The sequence below is a fragment of the Pseudomonas sp. GR 6-02 genome, from assembly GCF_001655615.1.
GTDB lineage: Bacteria > Pseudomonadota > Gammaproteobacteria > Pseudomonadales > Pseudomonadaceae > Aquipseudomonas.
On the sequence record NZ_CP011567.1, the window covers coordinates 1,522,922 to 1,536,903 of the forward strand.

At 57.3% G+C, this 13,982-nt stretch carries 14 protein-coding genes, 4 tRNA genes and 1 riboswitch; of the genes, 12 read left to right on the forward strand and 6 right to left on the reverse strand.

The genetic code is table 11. The annotated features are described in order from the left end of the window. Nucleotides 1-39 precede the first annotated feature (39 nt). Nucleotides 40-330: a hypothetical protein gene (locus PGR6_RS06610; RefSeq protein WP_018926388.1), complete on the forward strand. Its 291-nt coding sequence runs from the start codon at nucleotides 40-42 to the stop codon at nucleotides 328-330. 12 nt (nucleotides 331-342) lie between these two features. Next, nucleotides 343-1,353 (forward strand): succinylglutamate desuccinylase, encoded by a 1,011-nt coding sequence (gene astE / locus PGR6_RS06615; RefSeq protein WP_064616460.1) that lies wholly within the window; start codon nucleotides 343-345, stop codon nucleotides 1,351-1,353. A 49-nt stretch (nucleotides 1,354-1,402) separates the two neighbouring features. On the opposite strand, the gene PGR6_RS06620 is transcribed toward astE, so the two are convergent. After that, nucleotides 1,403-1,912, reverse strand: a complete 510-nt coding sequence (locus tag PGR6_RS06620) for a 6,7-dimethyl-8-ribityllumazine synthase (protein WP_019582888.1) — start codon at nucleotides 1,910-1,912, stop codon at nucleotides 1,403-1,405. Between the two features lie 115 nt (nucleotides 1,913-2,027). Continuing rightward, nucleotides 2,028-2,198, reverse strand: a riboswitch (FMN riboswitch). 198 nt (nucleotides 2,199-2,396) lie between these two features. On the opposite strand from PGR6_RS06620, the gene ltaE reads away from it, so the two are divergent. From ltaE to PGR6_RS06655, 7 genes are all read left to right on the forward strand, one after another. After that, nucleotides 2,397-3,401, forward strand: coding sequence for a low-specificity L-threonine aldolase (ltaE, locus tag PGR6_RS06625; protein ID WP_064616462.1), 1,005 nt, complete (start codon nucleotides 2,397-2,399; stop codon nucleotides 3,399-3,401). 146 nt (nucleotides 3,402-3,547) lie between these two features. Further along, the gene (gene alaS / locus PGR6_RS06630; RefSeq protein WP_018926383.1) at nucleotides 3,548-6,169 is read left to right on the forward strand and encodes an alanine--tRNA ligase; all 2,622 of its coding nucleotides are present in this window, start codon (nucleotides 3,548-3,550) and stop codon (nucleotides 6,167-6,169) included. A gap of 91 nt (nucleotides 6,170-6,260) precedes the next feature. Beyond that, entirely contained in the window at nucleotides 6,261-7,502 is a 1,242-nt protein-coding gene (locus tag PGR6_RS06635) for an aspartate kinase (RefSeq protein WP_007934911.1), read from the forward strand. Between the two features lie 188 nt (nucleotides 7,503-7,690). Then, on the forward strand, nucleotides 7,691-7,879 hold the full coding sequence (csrA, locus tag PGR6_RS06640) for a carbon storage regulator CsrA (RefSeq protein WP_002554426.1): 189 nt from the start codon (nucleotides 7,691-7,693) through the stop codon (nucleotides 7,877-7,879). Nucleotides 7,880-7,941: 62 nt separating this feature from the next. Beyond that, a tRNA-Ser gene (locus tag PGR6_RS06645) sits at nucleotides 7,942-8,032 on the forward strand. A gap of 107 nt (nucleotides 8,033-8,139) precedes the next feature. Next, nucleotides 8,140-8,216: transfer RNA gene (locus tag PGR6_RS06650), tRNA-Arg, on the forward strand. A 71-nt stretch (nucleotides 8,217-8,287) separates the two neighbouring features. Then, nucleotides 8,288-8,364: transfer RNA gene (locus tag PGR6_RS06655), tRNA-Arg, on the forward strand. A 19-nt stretch (nucleotides 8,365-8,383) separates the two neighbouring features. On the opposite strand, the gene PGR6_RS06660 is transcribed toward PGR6_RS06655, so the two are convergent. After that, complete coding sequence (locus PGR6_RS06660) at nucleotides 8,384-8,902, reverse strand: hypothetical protein (RefSeq protein ID WP_064616463.1); 519 nt, start codon at nucleotides 8,900-8,902, stop codon at nucleotides 8,384-8,386. A gap of 321 nt (nucleotides 8,903-9,223) precedes the next feature. Between PGR6_RS06660 and mgtE the strand changes: the two genes are divergently transcribed. Further along, entirely contained in the window at nucleotides 9,224-10,666 is a 1,443-nt protein-coding gene (mgtE, locus tag PGR6_RS06665; protein ID WP_018926381.1) for a magnesium transporter, read from the forward strand. A 107-nt stretch (nucleotides 10,667-10,773) separates the two neighbouring features. Here the strand turns inward: mgtE and PGR6_RS06670 are convergent, their stop codons facing one another. Next, nucleotides 10,774-11,100, reverse strand: coding sequence for an Arc family DNA-binding protein (locus PGR6_RS06670; protein WP_018926380.1), 327 nt, complete (start codon nucleotides 11,098-11,100; stop codon nucleotides 10,774-10,776). Between the two features lie 385 nt (nucleotides 11,101-11,485). Between PGR6_RS06670 and phnN the strand changes: the two genes are divergently transcribed. Beyond that, entirely contained in the window at nucleotides 11,486-12,058 is a 573-nt protein-coding gene (phnN, locus tag PGR6_RS06675) for a phosphonate metabolism protein/1,5-bisphosphokinase (PRPP-forming) PhnN (protein ID WP_026286446.1), read from the forward strand. Here the strand turns inward: phnN and PGR6_RS06680 are convergent. Continuing rightward, the gene (locus PGR6_RS06680; protein ID WP_018926378.1) at nucleotides 12,033-12,212 is read right to left on the reverse strand and encodes a PA3371 family protein; all 180 of its coding nucleotides are present in this window, start codon (nucleotides 12,210-12,212) and stop codon (nucleotides 12,033-12,035) included. The two genes, phnN and PGR6_RS06680, sit on opposite strands and share 26 nt — an antisense overlap. Before the next feature lie 23 nt (nucleotides 12,213-12,235). After that, the gene (locus PGR6_RS06685; RefSeq protein ID WP_007934920.1) at nucleotides 12,236-12,469 is read right to left on the reverse strand and encodes a hypothetical protein; all 234 of its coding nucleotides are present in this window, start codon (nucleotides 12,467-12,469) and stop codon (nucleotides 12,236-12,238) included. Nucleotides 12,470-12,760: 291 nt separating this feature from the next. On the opposite strand from PGR6_RS06685, the gene PGR6_RS06690 reads away from it, so the two are divergent. Then, nucleotides 12,761-12,837, forward strand: a tRNA-Arg gene (locus tag PGR6_RS06690). A gap of 166 nt (nucleotides 12,838-13,003) precedes the next feature. On the opposite strand, the gene PGR6_RS06695 is transcribed toward PGR6_RS06690, so the two are convergent. After that, nucleotides 13,004-13,927 (reverse strand): hypothetical protein, encoded by a 924-nt coding sequence (locus PGR6_RS06695; RefSeq protein ID WP_237229580.1) that lies wholly within the window; start codon nucleotides 13,925-13,927, stop codon nucleotides 13,004-13,006. Between the last annotated feature and the right edge of the window lie 55 nt (nucleotides 13,928-13,982).

A 13,982-nucleotide genomic window follows, 5' to 3' on the forward strand; every position in this document is an offset into this window, starting at 1 on the left:
CAAGTGCGCCGCTTAATCTCCAGATGAGAGCGTAAATACATGAGCGATACCCTGCAGCTGATCCTTGAAGACACCGACGGCACGCAACTGGAAACTTCCTGCACCCGCGTCGCGGTCATGTGGCAAGGCAAAGAGCTGTGGATCCAGCAGGACGGCCGTGGCCAGCTGCTGATCGGCGTGGACGTCGAAGAGGGTGACGCTGAATACGCCAACCTGCTGCTGCGCCCATTGGCGACTAATCTGGTAAGTCTGCAACTGGAGATGGAACCGGCCGATCTCGGTGATGATGAGGACCACGTGCACGGCCCGGATTGCAATCACGACCACTAAGGAAACCGCTCTATGCTCGCCCTCGGCAAACTGCTTGAACTGACCCTCGCCGGCCGCGAACCGGCGGAGAAGACTCAACTGACTGTCGAAGGCGTACGGATGCGCTGGTTGAGCGAAGGTGCGCTGGAAGTCCGGCCACCTGAAGCTCGCGACAATGGCCTGGACCTGCTGCTGTCGGCCGGTATCCATGGCAACGAAACGGCGCCGATCGAGCTGCTCGATCGCCTGTTGCATGACATCGCCCGCGGTGACTTGAAGCCGCGCGCCCGTATTCTGTTCCTGTTCGGCAATCCCGAGGCCATCCGTCGCGGTGAGCGTTTCATCGAGCAGGACGTCAATCGGCTGTTCAACGGCCGTCACGAACAAAGCAGCGGTTCCGAGGCCTTGCGCGCTTGTGAGCTGGAGCGGCTGGCGGCGACGTTCTTCAGCCTGCCGGACCGTAACCGTCTGCACTACGACCTGCACACGGCGATCCGTGGCTCGAAAATCGAGCAGTTCGCCCTGTACCCCTGGAAAGAAGGCCGTCAGCATTCACGCCAGGAGCTGGCTCGCTTGCGCGCCGCCGGCATGGAAGCGGTGCTGTTGCAGAACAAACCCTCCATCGTCTTCAGCTCCTACACCTACGACAAGCTCGATGCCGAGTCCTTCACCCTGGAGCTGGGCAAGGCCCGGCCCTTCGGGCAGAACGAAGGGGTCAACGTCAGCCTGCTGGAAACCCGCCTGAAGCAGATCATCGAAGGCACCGAGCCGCCAATGACCGATGAAGGGCTGGAAGGGTTGCAGTTGTTCAGCGTGGCCCGGGAAGTGATCAAGCACAGCGATAACTTCCGCCTGAACCTGCCGGCGGACATCGAAAACTTTTCGGAATTGAAAGTGGGTTATGTGTTGGCCGAGGATATCGCCAATACCCGCTGGATCATCGAAGAGCAGGGCGCCCGGATCATCTTCCCGAACCCCAGGGTCAAGAACGGCCTGCGCGCCGGCATCCTGATCGTACCGACCACCGACGAAAACCTGGTCTGACTGTCGTGGAGTGATCGTTCCCACGCAGAGCGCGGGAACGATCGTCTAACTAGACGGCTACCGCGCGAGGCTCGCTGCGGCGCAATGCGCGAGTCTTGTGCAGCGTATCTGCACATGTCTTCGCCGCTTCCTGACCTTTATGCACGAAATGCTCGAAGAAGAACTTCTGGTGTTCTTCACCGGCGTGGAAGTGGTGCGGGGTCAAAACCACCGAGAACACTGGCACTTCGGTTTCCAGCTGAACCTGCATCAGGCCGCTGATCACCGACTGGGCGACGAATTCGTGGCGATAGATGCCGCCATCGACCACCAGGCCCGCGGCGACGATGCCGGCATAACGACCGGACTTGGCCAGCAACTTGGCGTGCAGCGGAATTTCAAAGGCGCCACCGACTTCGAAGAAATCGATGTCCGACTCCTGATAACCCTGGGCAATCATTTCAGCGACGAAGCCTTTACGGCTCTGATCGACGATTTCCTTGTGCCAGCAGGCCTGGATGAACGCGACGCGCTCGCCCTGATGGTTTTTGCTTTTGCTATCGATTGCGGTGGGTTGCATGTTCTGACTCCTGTTTGTGTGAAAAACAGGGCGTTATGAATCGAATGGGATTTAAGGGTACGCAGGCACACGTGTCTGCGGACGGCGCTTTGGTACGGAACCTGGGCGGCGTCAATCCCGTTCTCTCTTCATCCGGACTATGACCGTCGGCCCCGGGATCACACCGGGTCTGCTGACCTTGCCGCCATCACAGCCATTGCCGTGCCTGTCGCCAAGCGCTCGCGGGCTATGCGCATTGCGCGCAATTACCGCCGGTGGGGAATTACACCCCGCCCTGAGAACGTTTTGCCGCCAGATTGTTTGGCGGCGAAGCGTTTTTAACACATATTTATGGGGCGTGCATGGCTGCTTTCTGATGATTGCTATCGGCTTTTCCGAAGGCATACAGCCTCTTTTCCTCGTTCAAGGCTTGATTAATTGTCGGCATGACCGCAGTAATTCCTTTCCGAAACGGATTTTTCCCCTGTTTACCGAGGCCAGATTCATGAGCGTTATCGATCTTCGCAGCGACACCGTCACCCAACCGACCGCAGGGATGCTCGACGCGATGGCCAATGCCGCCACCGGTGACGACGTTTATGGCGAAGATCCGACGGTCAATCGTCTGGAAGCCGAGCTGGCAACACGACTGGGTTTTGCCGCGGCGCTGTTTGTTCCAACGGGCACCATGAGCAACCTGCTGGGCTTGATGGCCCACTGCGAGCGCGGTGACGAATACATTGTCGGTCAGCAGGCCCACACCTATAAGTACGAAGGTGGTGGCGCGGCGGTGCTCGGTTCGATCCAGCCGCAGCCGCTGGAAGTGCAAGCCGATGGTTCGCTGGACCTGGCGCAAGTCGCCGCCGCGATCAAACCGGACGACTTCCACTTCGCGCGCACCCGTTTGCTGGCACTGGAAAACACCATGCAGGGCAAGGTGCTGCCGCTGGAGTACCTGGCCCAGGCTCGCCGCTTCACTCGTGAGCATGGCCTGGCGCTGCATCTGGATGGTGCGCGGCTCTACAACGCGGCGGTCAAGCTGGGTGTCGATGCCCGGGAGATCACTCAGCATTTCGATTCGGTGTCGGTCTGTCTCTCCAAAGGCCTGGGTGCGCCAGTCGGTTCGGTGCTGTGCGGCTCGGTCGAGTTGATCGCCAAGGCTCGGCGTTTGCGCAAGATGGTCGGTGGCGGCATGCGCCAGGCCGGGATTCTCGCGGCGGCGGGGCTGTATGCGCTGGATAATAATGTTCAGCGCCTGGCCGACGACCATGCCAACGCACAATGGCTGGCCGAAGGCCTGCGAGCGGCGGGGTATGAGGTCGAGCCAGTGCAGACCAACATGGTTTACGTGAAAATGGGCGACAAGGCCGAAGCGATCAAGGCCTTCGCCGCGACACGCGGGGTCAAGCTCAGCGCTGCCGCTCGTCTGCGAATGGTCACGCACATGGACGTCAACCGTGCGCAAATCGAGCAGGTCGTCGCTACATTCGTCGAGTTTTCCCGCATCTGATCGCGTTAGCGGTCCAATTGACCGTTTCTATCGTATAAACACGCTGTACCCCGCGCGCAGGGCCGATATAATGCGGCCCTTTGCCGTCGCTTCGTCTGTTGACGTTTCGCACAGGCCTTTGGCCGCAGCCTCCGTGGAAGAACCTAATGAAAAGCGCAGAAATCCGTGAAGCCTTCCTTCGCTTCTTCGAAGAGCAAGGCCACACCCGTGTAGCCTCCAGCTCTTTGATTCCGGGCAACGACCCAACCCTGCTGTTCACTAACGCGGGGATGAACCAGTTCAAGGACTGCTTCCTGGGCCAGGAAAAGCGCGCGTACACCCGCGCCGTCAGCAGCCAGAAATGCGTGCGTGCCGGCGGCAAGCACAACGACCTGGAAAACGTCGGTTATACCGCCCGTCACCACACCTTCTTCGAAATGCTGGGTAACTTCAGCTTCGGTGATTATTTCAAGCGTGACGCCATTACCTTTGCCTGGACGTTCCTGACCTCCGACAAATGGCTGAACCTGCCGAAAGAAAAGCTCTGGGTGACCGTCTACGCCAGCGATGACGAGGCCTACGACATCTGGACCAAAGAAGTCGGTGTACCGGCCGAGCGCATGGTTCGCATCGGCGACAACAAGGGCGCGCCGTACGCGTCCGACAACTTCTGGACCATGGGCGATACCGGCCCGTGCGGTCCTTGCACCGAGATCTTCTACGATCACGGCGCCGACATCTGGGGTGGCCCACCGGGCTCGCCGGAAGAAGACGGCGACCGTTACATCGAGATCTGGAACAACGTCTTCATGCAGTTCAACCGCACTGCTGATGGCGTGTTGCACCCGCTGCCAGCACCGTCGGTCGATACCGGCATGGGCCTGGAGCGGATCAGTGCCGTGCTGCAGCACGTTCACTCGAACTATGAAATCGACCTGTTCCAGAGCCTGCTGAGCGCATCGGCCAAGGCCATCGGTTGCACCAATGACAATCAGGCTTCCCTGAAAGTCGTGGCTGACCACATCCGTTCCTGCGGCTTCCTGATTGCCGACGGCGTGCTGCCGTCCAACGAAGGTCGCGGTTATGTACTGCGCCGGATCATTCGTCGCGCTTGCCGTCACGGCAACAAACTGGGCGCCAAGGGCAGCTTCTTCTACCAGATCGTTGCAGCCCTGGTCGCCGAGATGGGCGAAGCGTTCCCTGAACTGAAATCCCAGCAGGCGCACATCGAGCGCGTGCTGAAGGCCGAAGAAGAGCAATTCGCCAAGACTCTGGAGCAGGGCCTGAAGATCCTCGAGCAGGATCTGGCCGAACTCAAAGGCGACGTGGTGCCGGGCGACGTGGTGTTCAAGCTTTACGACACCTACGGTTTCCCGATGGACCTGACCGGCGACATCGCCCGTGAGCGCAGCCTGACCATCGACGAAGCAGGCTTCGAGCGCGAGATGGAAGCCCAGCGCGTGCGTGCCCGCTCCGCCAGCTCCTTCGGCATGGACTACAACAGCCTGGTCAAGGTTGATGTGGCCACCGAGTTCACCGGTTACACCGCTCACAGCGGTTCCGCCAAAATCGTTGCTCTCTATAAAGAAGGGCAATCGGTTGACGTGCTGAGCGAAGGCGAAGAGGGCGTCGTCGTTCTCGATCAGACGCCGTTCTATGCCGAATCCGGTGGTCAGATTGGTGATTGCGGCTTCCTCCAGGCTGGCGCTGCGCGTTTCGACGTGCGCGACACCACCAAGACCGGCGGTGCGTTCCTGCACCACGGTGTGCTGGATTCGGGCAGCCTGATCGTAGGTGCTCCGGTGGAGACTCATGTCGATGCCGAAGTGCGCCATGCGACGTCGCTGAACCACTCGGCGACTCACTTGTTGCACGCTGCATTGCGTCAGGTGCTGGGCGAGCACGTTCAGCAGAAAGGCTCGTTGGTCGACAGTCAGCGTCTACGCTTTGACTTCAGCCACTTCGAAGCGATCAAGCCTGAGCAGTTGAAGGCGCTGGAAGACATCGTCAACGCCGAGATTCGCAAGAACTCCGAAGTTGAAACCGAAGAAACCGACATCGAAACCGCCAAGCAGAAAGGCGCCATGGCGCTGTTCGGCGAGAAGTACGGCGACAGCGTTCGTGTGCTGAGCATGGGCGATTTCTCCGTCGAACTGTGCGGCGGTATTCACGCCACCCGTACCGGCGACATCGGTCTGCTGAAAATCATCAGCGAAGGCGGTGTGGCTTCGGGTGTGCGTCGTATCGAGGCAGTCACCGGTGCCGCGGCACTGGCCTACTTGAATGCTGCAGAAGAACAACTCAAGGAAGCGGCCAACCTGGTCAAGGGCAGCCGCGATAACCTGATCGACAAGCTGTCGGCTGTGCTGGAGCGCAACCGTCTGCTGGAGAAGCAACTCGAGCAGTTGCAGGCCAAGGCGGCCAGCGCGGCGGGCGACGATCTGTCGGCTTCTGCCCTGGACGTCAAAGGCGTGAAAGTGCTGGCCGTGCGTCTGGACGGTCAGGATGGCAAGGCGCTGCTGGCGCTGGTCGATCAACTGAAAAACAAACTCGGCCGCGCAGTGATCCTGCTCGGCAGTGTCCATGAGGAAAAGGTCGTTCTGGTTGCAGGCGTGACCAAAGACCTGACTGGCCAACTCAAAGCCGGTGATTTGATGAAGCAGGCTGCTGCGGCAGTGGGCGGGAAGGGCGGTGGTCGTCCAGACATGGCGCAGGGCGGTGGTACTGACGCTGGCGCACTGGATGCCGCATTGGCCCTGACTGTTCCATTTGTAGAGCAGGGTTTATAAGGCAGTGTGCCTGGTCCGCGGTCTAGTAGCGGGCCAGAACGCTGTTTGAGTGATTTATTGGGCGCCCTTCATGGGCAGAGGCGGCTTTGAAATGGCTTTGATCGTACAGAAATTTGGAGGCACCTCAGTCGGCACTGTCGAGAGAATCGAGCAGGTCGCCGACAAGGTTAAGAAATTCCGCGATGCGGGCGATGACCTGGTGGTTGTGCTGTCTGCAATGAGCGGCGAAACCAACCGTCTGATCGATCTGGCCAAGCAAATCAGTGGCGACGGCCAACCGGTTCCGCGCGAACTGGATGTGATCGTTTCCACCGGTGAGCAGGTGACGATTGCACTGTTGGCCATGGCGCTGATCAAGCGTGGCGTGCCAGCGGTGTCGTACACCGGCAACCAGGTACGGATTCTGACGGATAGCGCGCACAATAAAGCGCGTATCTTGCAGATTGATGACCAGAAGATTCGCGGTGACCTGAAGGCCGGTCGTGTGGTGGTTGTCGCCGGTTTCCAGGGCGTCGACGAGCACGGCAATATCACCACGCTCGGTCGTGGCGGTTCCGACACCACTGGCGTGGCGCTGGCGGCAGCCCTGAAGGCTGACGAATGCCAGATCTACACCGACGTCGACGGCGTCTACACCACCGACCCGCGTGTGGTGTCCGTGGCTCAGCGTCTGGACAAGATCACCTTCGAAGAGATGCTGGAAATGGCCAGCCTCGGTTCCAAGGTGTTGCAGATCCGTGCGGTCGAGTTCGCCGGCAAGTACAACGTTCCGCTGCGCGTACTGCACAGCTTCAAGGAGGGTCCGGGCACCCTCATTACTATTGATGAAGAGGAAACCATGGAACAGCCGATCATTTCCGGCATCGCTTTCAATCGCGATGAAGCCAAGCTGACCATCCGTGGCGTGCCAGACACCCCGGGCGTGGCGTTCAAGATTCTCGGCCCGATCAGCGCCGCGAACATCGAAGTCGACATGATCGTGCAGAACGTTGCGCACGATAACACCACCGACTTCACCTTCACCGTGCACCGTAACGACTACCAGGCGGCGCAATCCGTGCTGGAAAACACCGCTCGCGAGATCGGTGCCCGTGAAGTCGTTGGCGACACCAAGATTGCCAAGGTCTCGATCGTTGGCGTCGGCATGCGCTCCCACGCAGGCGTGGCCAGCCGCATGTTCGAATCCCTGGCGAAAGAAAGCATCAACATCCAGATGATCTCGACTTCGGAAATCAAGGTGTCCGTGGTGATCGAAGAGAAGTACCTGGAACTGGCTGTGCGCGCCCTGCACACAGCTTTCGAACTGGACGCGCCGGCCCGACAGGGCGAGTAATGCGTTCCCCCCGAAGGGCGCGGTCTGACCGCGCCCTTCGTTTTTTTGAATGGTGCGTACCAAAACTGTTCTTTTGCTCGCGCTAGTCAATACTCAGGCATGTAGGGCTGCGACCTTTTCGGTTGTAGGTCGAATGCCTTTTTTTTGCAGACTGTTGTCCCTGAAATGAAATGCGTGAGGAGAAAGGTATGCTGATTCTGACTCGTCGGTGCGCAGAAAGCCTGATTATTGGTGATGGCGAAATCACCGTGACCGTGCTCGGCGTTAAAGGAAATCAAGTGCGTATTGGTGTCAACGCCCCGAAAGAGGTGGCTGTGCACCGTGAGGAAATTTACCTGCGTATCAAGAAAGAGAAGGACGAAGAACCAAGCCATTAATTTTTATCGTTTTTTATGTTTGCAAACGGGGATAAAGCTGGTTAATATACGCCCCGTGTTGCGGAGAGCTGGCCGAGTGGCCGAAGGCGCTCCCCTGCTAAGGGAGTACACCTCAAAAGGGTGTCGGGGGTTCGAATCCCCCGTTCTCCGCCATTATTTGTTTAGTACGTTGTAATCTGGCTTCTTCGGTAAGTTGTTGAAATTACTAGAAAAAGTGCTTTACAAAAAGATTTAACGGCCTATAATGCGCGGCAACAAATGCACTCGTAGCTCAGCTGGATAGAGTACTCGGCTACGAACCGAGCGGTCACAGGTTCGAATCCTGTCGAGTGCACCATTTAAGAGTTGTTTGCAGTAATGTGAGTAACTTGGCTTCAACCAGTTGTGATCTGGTATAAAAACACAAATGCACTCGTAGCTCAGCTGGATAGAGTACTCGGCTACGAACCGAGCGGTCACAGGTTCGAATCCTGTCGAGTGCACCAAACACCAAAAAGCCCGCGTTTAACGCGGGCTTTTTGCCGTCTGCGATTTGGCTTTTCCTTTGGTACAACCTTTCTCATCGAACTCGATGTGAGCACTGCGCCCTCGCTTGTTGTCGTAGCGGTAGCTCATGGCTGAATTGCGAGTGCTGATTTTGTCTGGCTTGCCGAGAGCGCTTTCGACGTCCTGCTGACTCATGCCGGCAACCACTCTCTGATTGATGATCGCGATGCGGCGTTCCTTCGCGCTGAGCTTATTTCCACATTTGTCCTCGGGCTGACCAACGACCGTCGGCTCTCTCCTTGGGTTTTTCATACTTGATGTTTCGCGAACCTCAGCTTCTGGCATCAGGGCTGTCGTGCTGCCAGGCAAAAACGTGCGTACTTCCTGAAGCGAAAGGCTTTCTCCGGTCGTACAGCTCAAGGTCGTGAAGGTGATGCGTCCGTCAGGGGCTTCACACCGGTGGATGGTCGTAGCAAACGCCCAGGGCGGCAGGCAGAGCAGGGCGGCAAGCAAAAAATAATCAGCATTCCGTGGCATTCGACGTCCTCCTTGACAGTCCTTATCAAGGGTAGCCGTTACATTTTTCGACAGGGGTGTGTTTTCTTTTCAGGATGAGTCGTCGCAGTTCCATGGATCAGGACAGCGCTCAGGTTTGTCTCGCAAGCGCTTGTTTCAGCCGCGATTTTTTCACGTTTAAAACCGTCAGGCGGTGTTATCATTGCGCCTGTCAGCCCCGCCGGGGCTTGTGGAATACCTCCATGGACTTACCCAGTAGTTACTCAGTACCCCGTTTTTACAATCATGAATTGACTGATTGATCCTTCCGGCGTGCCCCGCTGCTGGGAGTGGAGTTCGCCTATGTCTGAAGTTGAAGTAAAGAAAACGCAGGAAAGCTTGCAGGACCGCCTTGCTCAAGTCGTTGAGCTGCTGCAGCGCCAGCGGGTGGTCGAAGACCTGACTCATCGCCAGGAAGGTCCGCATCACGACCGGGTCGAGAACCTGGTTCACCGGCAAAACCTCGTCGAGTTGCAACGCAAGCTCGATGATCTGCACTCCGCTGACGTTGCCTACATCCTTGAAGCCTTGCCACTGGACGATCGTCTGACCGTCTGGCAGTTGGTCAAGGCCGACCGCGACGGCGACATTCTGCTCGAAGTATCCGATTCGGTTCGTGAAACCCTGATCGCCGACATGGACGATCACGAGCTCCTGGCGGCGGCCAAGGACATGGATGCCGACGAACTTGCTGACCTGGCCTCCGAGCTGCCGCGAGACGTCGTCCACGAGCTGATGGAAACCCTCGATGCTCAACAGCGTGAGCGCGTCCGCTCCGCGTTGTCCTATGACGAGGAGCAGGTCGGTGCGCTGATGGACTTCGAGATGGTGACGATCCGTGAGGATGTCAGTCTTGAAGTGGTGTTGCGTTACCTGCGTCGTCTCAAAGAGTTGCCAAGCCATACCGATAAACTGTTCGTGGTCGATTACGACGGCGTGCTCAAGGGCGTGTTGCCGATCAAGCGCCTTTTGGTCAACGACCCGGATAAACAGGTCTCGGAAGTGATGGCCAGCGATCCGGTGAGTTTTCATCCGGACGAAGACGCCTACGAGGCCGCTCAGGCGTTCGAGCGTTACGACTTGATCTCGGCCCCGGTGGTCGACAAGAACGGCAAGCTGATCGGTCGTCTGACCATCGATGAAATGGTCGACCTGATTCGTGAAGAGAGCGAAAACGAAGTTCTCAACATGGCGGGTCTGCGCGAAGAAGAAGATATTTTTGCGTCAGTCTGGAAGTCCCTGCGCAACCGTTGGGCCTGGCTGGCGATAAACCTGATCACCGCGTTCGTTGCATCACGGGTGATCGGCCTGTTCGAGGGCTCTATCGAGAAGCTGGTAGCGCTCGCGGCATTGATGCCGATCGTGGCGGGTATCGGCGGCAACTCGGGTAACCAGACAATCACCATGATCGTTCGGGCCATGGCGCTGGACCAGGTCAGTACCGGCAATACGTCGAGGTTGATGCGCAAGGAGTTGGCGGTCGCTTTGATCAATGGCGTGGTCTGGGGTGGAGTGATTGGTGTGGTGTCCTACCTGCTTTATGGCAGTTGGTCCCTGGGCGTGGTGATGACCGCCGCCATGACGCTTAACCTGTTGCTTGCGGCATTGATGGGCGTGTTGATTCCGATGACCCTGGCGCGGCTTGGGCGCGACCCGGCAATGGGCGCGAGTGTGATGATCACTGCCATGACCGACAGTGGTGGCTTTTTCATCTTTCTCGGGCTGGCGACGATTTTTCTGCTCTGACGTTCTACCTCAAAAGAACCCGCCCAATCGGCGGGTTTTTTTTTGAGGGGCTGAATTTCAGGCAAAAAAAAGCCAGCAATTACGCTGGCTTGAGCTTTCAGGATGAATCAGGAAACGTCTGCAGCCATTTCGGCATCATGGGCGATCAGCGAAACCAGAGCGTTTTGCTGGCGGTGGGAGAGTTGGCGGAAGCGTTGCAGCAGTTCGCGTTCGTGTAATGACAGCTCGGGGCTGTCCAGGCGCATGCTCAATTCTTCGCCCAACGCGCCTTCCTGAATAAGACTCTGCTCAAGACGCGCGATGATTTCGGAATTCATGCTGCGATGATGATTGCGAGCCACCTCGGCAATGCGTTCACGCATTCCGTCTGGCAGACGTACGACGAACTTGTCAGCCGTACGGCTGGAATAAATTGCCTGTTTCAATGGGCGCATATATTTAACCGGTTAGTTCAGGGGAGCGGTTCTCGGGATAGGCCGCAGGATGTCAGATAGGACAAGCACTCCGACCAAATGTTCAACCTGAATTGATAGAGGCGCGCATCATGCCTCAAATTAGCCAGATCATTGGCGTCAATTCTGTGACAAATATTGATCTGGGTAAAGGCTTAATGCCAGCACCTATTATCAGAAATGCGGACTGGTTTGAAAACATTCCATGAGTCCGTATCGCTGACCGCGTCCTCTTGCCCCACAGGTGATGCCCGAAGACGCCTGAAGGTGCATGCTATGCGGATTCGATCCTTGTTCCTTACCTTAACAGGATAGTGGCAAATGGCCGATTTACTAGGGCAGACGGACGGTATGGGATGATTTCAGGATGGATGGCAGGCTGATTTATTTAATGGGGCCTTCGGGATCCGGCAAGGACAGCCTCATCGAAGCCGCTCGCGGGCCGTTGCGGGTACGCAATTGTGAAGTCGTGCGGCGGGTTATTACGCGCTCGGCTGAGTCTGTCGGCGAAGACGCCATTGAGGTGTCCCGCGAAGAGTTCGAGCGACGCAGAAACAATGGGGATTTCGCGCTTTCGTGGCAGGCCAATGGGCTCGATTACGGTATTCCTGTGCGTATAGACCAGTGGCTCAAGGAAGGACGCGATGTGCTGATCAATGCTTCGCGCGGCCACCTGACAGAAGCGCAACAGCGCTATCCCACGCTGTTGCCGGTGCTGTTGACGGTCAAGGATGACGTTCTGCGAGAGCGCCTGCTACGGCGGGGGCGTGAAAGCCCGGCAGAAATTGAAGCGAGACTGTGCCGCAATGCGCTGTTCACGGCTGACGACACAATCGGTGATACGCAAATCCGTCGACTCGATAACTCCGGCGACCTTGCGGTCACCGTTGCCAGTCTTCTGGAGTTGCTGAGCGTCAGCGCAGAACCGGATCGAACTTGATCTTGCGCCCGGCGATCAGCGCCAGCACGAACAGCGCACTGAACACGCCGCAGGCAATCAGGGGCAGGGTGACGATCGTGTCCTGGACTAATGACAGATGAAGGATGCCACTCAGTAGAGCGAGGATGAGAAACCCTGCGGCTGATTTGGACATGCTGTGCTTCCTGATGAGGTGGTTCAAAATACCAAGCGTTCAAAAGACTGCGTGCGCGGTTGAAGACTCTCCTGGCTCACCTCTTGGCTGACAAAACTGCGTTGATCGCTCGTGACTGCCCATTGAGGCGCTTTTTGCAGCTGCAGGTAGTGGGGCGTGCGTTGGGCAACCATCGCAGCGTCGTTTTCGGGGAAGAACTGAAAACCCAACAGAACCGCCAGGGCGACTGCATTCGCGACTAAAAGAGCGCTGTTCATGGGGCTGATCTCCTTCGTTCTTTGAGAACAGTCGAAGCAGCCCGCATGCCAAAAGTTTAACGGCTATTAAATCCTTTAAAAACAAAGAATTACGCTATTTTAACAAAATGCCGGCATTGCATTTTGCAATGATGGCATTTTGCGGTGATGCAATTTGCACGGTAAACAAAGCCACGCTACCGTGGGGCGTCTGCCTACACTTAAAAAGCCCTACGGACGACATGACAAAAGCGGGCCTGCCCGTTAACATGCACGCCGTCCATCGCCGCGCATTCCTTGCGCGCGACTTGTGTCTCAGTAGCTCAATTGGATAGAGCATCCCCCTCCTAAGGGGAAGGTTGGCAGTTCGAACCTGCCCTGGGACACCATATAATCCAAGGCCTACAGCGTCTTTTTGTTTCTCTGCTTAACCCTCATGGGTGCTAGGTGGGTGCAACAGGTATGCTTTAAGCAAAGAAAAGCCCTGCTCAGATTGTTATCTGGCGGGGCTTTTTCATAACTGTCGTGTCATGTGCGGTCTATCGACTCTCCCGATCAATCGTGAAAATGGACGCGCTGCGCGTACCACCAACACGCCCAGACGATGGTGATCACCAGGGAGGCGACGCAGAAGATTATGGTCTGACGCGCATTGCCAAGATCCTCTCGGGCAAACAAGCCAAGCGCCTGGAGGGCTGCCCCCCCAAAAAGCGCCAGGAACCCCATTCGCCAGGCGAACATGCGCTGTCGGTAAACGTCGAAAGCCAGCGGGAGCATAACGGCGCCATAGATTACGGAAAGATAGCGAAGTCTAACGTCTGCATAATGGGTAAAGACCGAACCACTTGGATCGCCCAGGGAAGGCTGGATATCCGTTATGGCAGAAACGCAGAACATGAGCCCTTGGAGGACGAGCACCGCTGTGACAATCACGATGACAGTGGGTGGCCGCTTTGGGGAGCTCCGAAGCTCATTGGGCGGCAAACCTTTTGATGCAATCGCGACCTGATTACTCAGCGCCGTGCGAATGACCTCAGACAGCCATGCCTGATCGTTGCGGGAAAACCACATACAGATCCGCATCACGCCAATCCCACAGGCCATCATCGCAAGCCCCTCCAGCGGCATGAATGTGGCGTGCGGCCCAGGTACGGCGGTAAACAACGCCAATGCTGTAAAAAGCACACAAAACCCGAACCAGAAGCCCATGAAGAGCTTAACGGACCAGTGCAGCGCAAAACGCCCGGTTAGCACGACCTGGTTTTGGCGCACCTGGAATCGGCCGACGAAAAGTGGCTTGAATGAGTTGCGTACCATCGGGATGACACGTTGGAGCGAAACGCGAGACTCTGTCACCGTTCCCACGGCCGCTTCTCGAAAAGGTGTAAACATAGCCCAGTGCCGGGTCGCGGCTTTCAGGCGCTCAACAGATTCCGCCAGTCCGAACGAGCTCTCAAACTCGACCAGATCCGATCCCACCCAAAGTTCCCTCATCCATCGGAACATACATCCCCCTCTGGGCGCGTCATGCTTG